The organism is Enterobacter sp. C6 (assembly GCF_008122455.1).
Lineage (GTDB): Bacteria > Pseudomonadota > Gammaproteobacteria > Enterobacterales > Enterobacteriaceae > Enterobacter > Enterobacter pseudoroggenkampii.
This window is the reverse complement of sequence record NZ_QPFW01000092.1, coordinates 1-4,384: the sequence shown is the minus strand read 5'-3', so window position 1 is coordinate 4,384 and position 4,384 is coordinate 1. Positions and strand designations below refer to the sequence as shown.

The window sequence follows — 4,384 nt, the reverse complement described above, 5'->3', positions numbered from 1 at the left end:
CGATACTGTGCGGCGCCATGCTCGGCATGGCAGGGGCGGCAATGCAGTCCATCACCCGCAACGGTCTGGCTGACCCCGGGCTTATCGGCGTGAAGGAGGGCTGTAGCGCGGCGGTACTGCTGCTGATTTTTCAGTTCCCGGCGCTGGGCCTGGCCTGGCGTCCGCTGGTCGGCATGGCCGGCGGGCTGCTTACCGCGCTGCTGGTCATCGCCCTGGCGCGCGATATCTCGCGCCCGCGGTTCATCCTGATAGGCATCGGCGTGTCGTGGGCCTTTGCCGCGGCGATGGGCGTCTTTATGACCACCGCCGACGTACGCGACGTGCAGACGGCGATGCTGTGGCTGGCGGGAAGCCTGCATGCGGCCAACTGGACGCTGGTGAGGCTGGCCGCGCTCTGGGCTATCCCCGCGTTTGCGCTGCTGCTGTTTACCGCCCGGGCCGCGGACGTGGCATTGCTTGGCAATCAGGCCGCCGCAGGTCTTGGCGTGCGCACAACCCGGCTGGCGCTGCTGCGGGTTCTCGCCCCGGTGGTGCTGACGGCGGCCTGCGTCTCCTGCGTGGGCAGTATTGGCTTCGTGGGGCTGATTGCCCCGCACATGGCGCGCCTGCTGCTGCGCGGTGGGCAAACTGCGCTCCTGACGGGAAGCGCCGTGCTGGGCGCGCTGCTGGTGCTGCTGGCGGATAACGTCGGACGTCTGGCATTCCTCCCGCTGCAGCTGCCGGCGGGGATTGTAATTTCATTGATTGGCGGACCGTTTTTCCTGCTGCTGCTCTGGCAGCGTCGGGACAGATTTTAGGGGACTATGATGCGCATACTGTTTTCGATGCTGTTGCTGGTGGGGTTCGCGGTGAGCGCGGCGGAGCCGACGCAGGTATTTACCGACGATTTGGGACGCAAAGTCGTTGTGCCGGTTCATCCGAAGCGGATTGTTTCATTACACGATCTGGATATCACCATTCCGCTGATTGAGCTTGGCGTGCCGCCGGTGGCGAGCCATGGCCGCACGCGGCCAGACGGCAGCCACTTTCTGCGCTCCAGCGGCATGTTGACCGGCGTCGACTTCGATAATTCCGATATCAAATTTATCGGCACGGCCGATATCGACATAGAGGCCATCGCCGCCGCAAAGCCTGACCTGATTATCACCGAGCCGACGCGCAACACCCCGGTGGAACAGCTGGAAAAAATTGCCCCGACGGTAAGCATCGATCATCTCGACGGCGGCGCGCCGGAGATCTACCGCAAGCTGGCTCAGCTGACGGGAACGCAGGCGCGGCTCAAGGTTCTGGAACGGCGCTATCAGGAGCAGATTAAGGCGCTGAAGGCGACAATTGATACCAGCAAGGTGACCGTGTCCGTGATCCAGGCTAATCAGGGGAAAATCAACGCCATGCACAGCTACCACTCGCTGGGCCGCGTGCTGCGCGACGCCGGATTCAAATTCCCGCCGCTGATTGAGTCCATCCCGGAAGGGGGGCGGATTGACGTCAGCGCCGAGCGCCTGCCGGAGCTGGATGCCGATTTCGTCTTCGCCACCTGGCGCGGGGATACGGGCGGTAAACCGCAGGACGAGCTGGCGGCGATGGATGCGGTCATGCCGGGCTGGTGTCAGTTCCTGAATGCCTGCCGAACCGGGCGCTACGTGCTGATCTCGCGTGAAGAGGCCATCTCGAATTCGTTCGCGTCATTAGGGCTGATGGCCGCGCAGGTGCAGTCGCAGATTGCCGGGCGTCCGCTGCCGGAGGCGTTACGGTGATCCGAAGAGTCGATGTTTACGGTGAGCGATTCCGCTCGCGCGCGCATCAGCTGACGCCGCGTCTGCTGCAGGTCGCACGCTATATCCATGACAACCGCGAAGCGGTGATGGAGCAGACCGCCATGGAGATTGCCGCCGTATTGAAAACCTCGGATGCCACGGTGGTCCGCGCCATTCAGGCGCTGGGGTTCGCCGGGCTGCGCGATCTCAAGCAGACGCTGGAGCAGTGGTTTGGCCCGGTGGTCACCTCCAGCGAAAAGATGTCCACCACGGTGAACACGCTCGCCAGCGACGTTAACGCGAGCATTGATTTCGTGCTGGAGGGGCATCAACACACCTGTGAGGTGTTATCCGAGCCCCATAACCGCTACGCGATGGCGCAGGCGGTCTCTCTGCTGGCGCAGGCGAGGCAGGTCGCCATATTTGGCATTGGCGCCTCCGGCATTCTGGCCGAGTACACCGCCAGGCTGTTCAGCCGTATGGGATTACCCGCCACGCCGCTCAACCGTACCGGGATAGGGCTTGCCGAACAGCTGATTGCGCTTCAGCGCGGCGACGTGCTTGTGATGATGGCGCAGAAATCCGCGCACCGGGAGGGGCAAACCACCCTGCGTGAAGCAAAACGTCTGGGCATTCCCACCATCCTGCTGACCAACGCCCTTGATTCGCGTTTCAGTAAGGAGGCCAGCGTGGTGATCCACGTTCCGCGCGGCGGCGAAAAGGGCAAAATCCCGCTCCACGGCACGGTGCTGCTGTGTCTGGAGATGATCATTTTGTCCGTCGCTTCTACCGAGCCGCAGCGCACCATCAAGTCAATGAAGCGCATCAACGAGCTCCATCGCGGGTTAAAGCCGGGGAAGAAAAGCAGCTAAAAACAACAAAGCCCGGTGGCGCTAGCGCTTACCGGGCCTGGATCTGTTCTCCCTCTCCCTTGGGGAGAGGGCCAGGGTGAGGGGAAACTTAAACTCCTTGCTCCAGAATGCGGATGTGGGTTTCCAGCACGTCACCCTTCACCGCGTCGCTCCACGCTTTCATGTGCGCGGTCTGCAGGTGCGCTTCAAGATGCGCGACGGTTTCCCACTGCTCAACCATGATGATCGAGTCCGGCGCGGTCGCCTGGAAGCTGGCGTCAGTGGCGGCATCCACCATAGGCGCGTAGCCGTGGCAGCCTTCTTCTTTCAGTACGGTCGGGATAATTTTCGCGAACTGATCCAGCACCGCCTGGCGGTGATGTTGACCTGGACGAGTACGGATTTCTGCGATAACGGTAAGCATGTTTACTACTCCTTTAATTCCAGGCTACCAGTTAAGCAAAAATTTTCGCGAGATGCTTGCGATATTCTGCGATATAGCTCGGGACATCAGGCATTTTAATCACGTCGTTGACGATAAAGGTCGGCAGCGGATCCATGCCCAGGAACTGATTCGCCTTGTGGAACGGCAGGTACGCGCCGTCCACGCCCACGCCTTCGAAGAACTGATCTTTCTCGGTGAAGGCTTCCAGCGGGGCGTTCCAGGTCAGTGACAGCATATATTTTTTGCCCTGAATCAGACCGCCTGAACCGTATTTTTTAGACGCGTCAGAGCGGGTGCGGCCATCGCTGGCATACAGAGAGCCATGACCTTCCGTGAACACGTCGTCCATGTATTTTTTCACGGTCCACGGCGCGCCCATCCACCAGCCTGGCATCTGCCAGATCACCACGTCAGCCCACAGGAAATTCTGCACTTCGGCTTTCACATCGTAGTTGCTGTCTGCGCGCACGACCTTAACATCATGCCCGGCGTCGCGCAGGAAACCGTCCGCGACCTCGGTCAGGGTGTCATTCAGCTGGCCTTTAGAGTGCGCAAATTCTTTTGCACCGTTGATAATCAGAATGTTGCTCATTATTTGTCCTCGATGATGTGAGTATGGCGAGTATTCTACGCGCGAGGACGGAGCGGAAAAATGAGCAAAATGTGCAAAGTCTTTTGCATTAAACGCAATAATTCTTTACCAGCTGGCCTTCGCTTCAAAACCACCTTCAGGGGCATTGCTCAGCGAGACGCGCATCCCGTGCAGCGCGGCGATGCGTTTTACGATGGATAATCCCAACCCGCTGCCCGTGGCATCCTGACCCGGCGGACGATAAAAGCGCTCGCCGATGCGCGCCAGCGCGTCCGGTGAAATGCCGGGACCGTTGTCGCGCACGCTAAAGCTACGCGCGTCCAGCGTCACGTCCACCACGCTGCCGTGCGGGCTGTAGCGAATCGCGTTATCCAGCAGGTTGCGCACCAGCAGGCTCAGGAGCAGCGGCTGACCCGTACGTGTAACCTCTGGTGCATGGATATTCAGGCGAACATCAATGCCCGCCTGCTGCGCCGGATGCCAGATATCCAGCACCGCCGACTGCAGTAGATCGGCAAGCGTTATAGGTTCGACATCGTCCAGGTTGTCCAGCGTATCCAGACGCGACAGCGTGAGGAGCTGGTCCACCAGCCGGGAAGCGCGGTCAATTCCCGCATGCAGTTGCATCAGCGCCTTTTCCCGCGCCTGCGGATCGTCATGAGAGAGCTGCGCCACGTCAGTTTGTACCTTCAGGGCCGCCAGCGGGCTGCGCAGCTCGTGGGCCGCATCGGACGTAAAG

Annotated in this window: 6 protein-coding genes; 3 read left to right on the top strand and 3 right to left on the bottom strand. The window is 60.8% G+C overall.

Going from position 1 to position 4,384, the window contains the following annotated elements; genetic code table 11:
• From DOU50_RS01125 to DOU50_RS01115, 3 genes are all read left to right on the top strand, one after another.
• Positions 1–797 (top strand): FecCD family ABC transporter permease (locus DOU50_RS01125; RefSeq protein WP_148768560.1); only part of this gene is annotated, 797 nt, incomplete at its 5' end.
• Positions 798–806: 9 nt separating this feature from the next.
• Positions 807–1,757: an iron-siderophore ABC transporter substrate-binding protein gene (locus tag DOU50_RS01120; RefSeq protein ID WP_148768561.1), complete on the top strand. Its 951-nt coding sequence runs from the start codon at positions 807–809 to the stop codon at positions 1,755–1,757.
• On the top strand, positions 1,754–2,629 hold the full coding sequence (locus DOU50_RS01115; protein ID WP_048990494.1) for a MurR/RpiR family transcriptional regulator: 876 nt from the start codon (positions 1,754–1,756) through the stop codon (positions 2,627–2,629). Before DOU50_RS01120 ends, DOU50_RS01115 begins: the two co-directional genes overlap by 4 nt.
• Positions 2,630–2,717: 88 nt before the next feature.
• Here the strand turns inward: DOU50_RS01115 and DOU50_RS01110 are convergent, their stop codons facing one another.
• The 3 genes from DOU50_RS01110 to DOU50_RS01100 form a co-directional block, all read right to left on the bottom strand.
• Positions 2,718–3,032, bottom strand: a complete 315-nt coding sequence (locus tag DOU50_RS01110) for a putative quinol monooxygenase (RefSeq protein ID WP_008502984.1) — start codon at positions 3,030–3,032, stop codon at positions 2,718–2,720.
• A gap of 31 nt (positions 3,033–3,063) precedes the next feature.
• Entirely contained in the window at positions 3,064–3,645 is a 582-nt protein-coding gene (locus tag DOU50_RS01105; protein ID WP_024906501.1) for an NAD(P)H-dependent oxidoreductase, read from the bottom strand.
• A 105-nt stretch (positions 3,646–3,750) separates the two neighbouring features.
• The coding region (locus DOU50_RS01100; RefSeq protein ID WP_265589602.1) for an ATP-binding protein at positions 3,751–4,384 on the bottom strand (634 nt) is incomplete at its 5' end.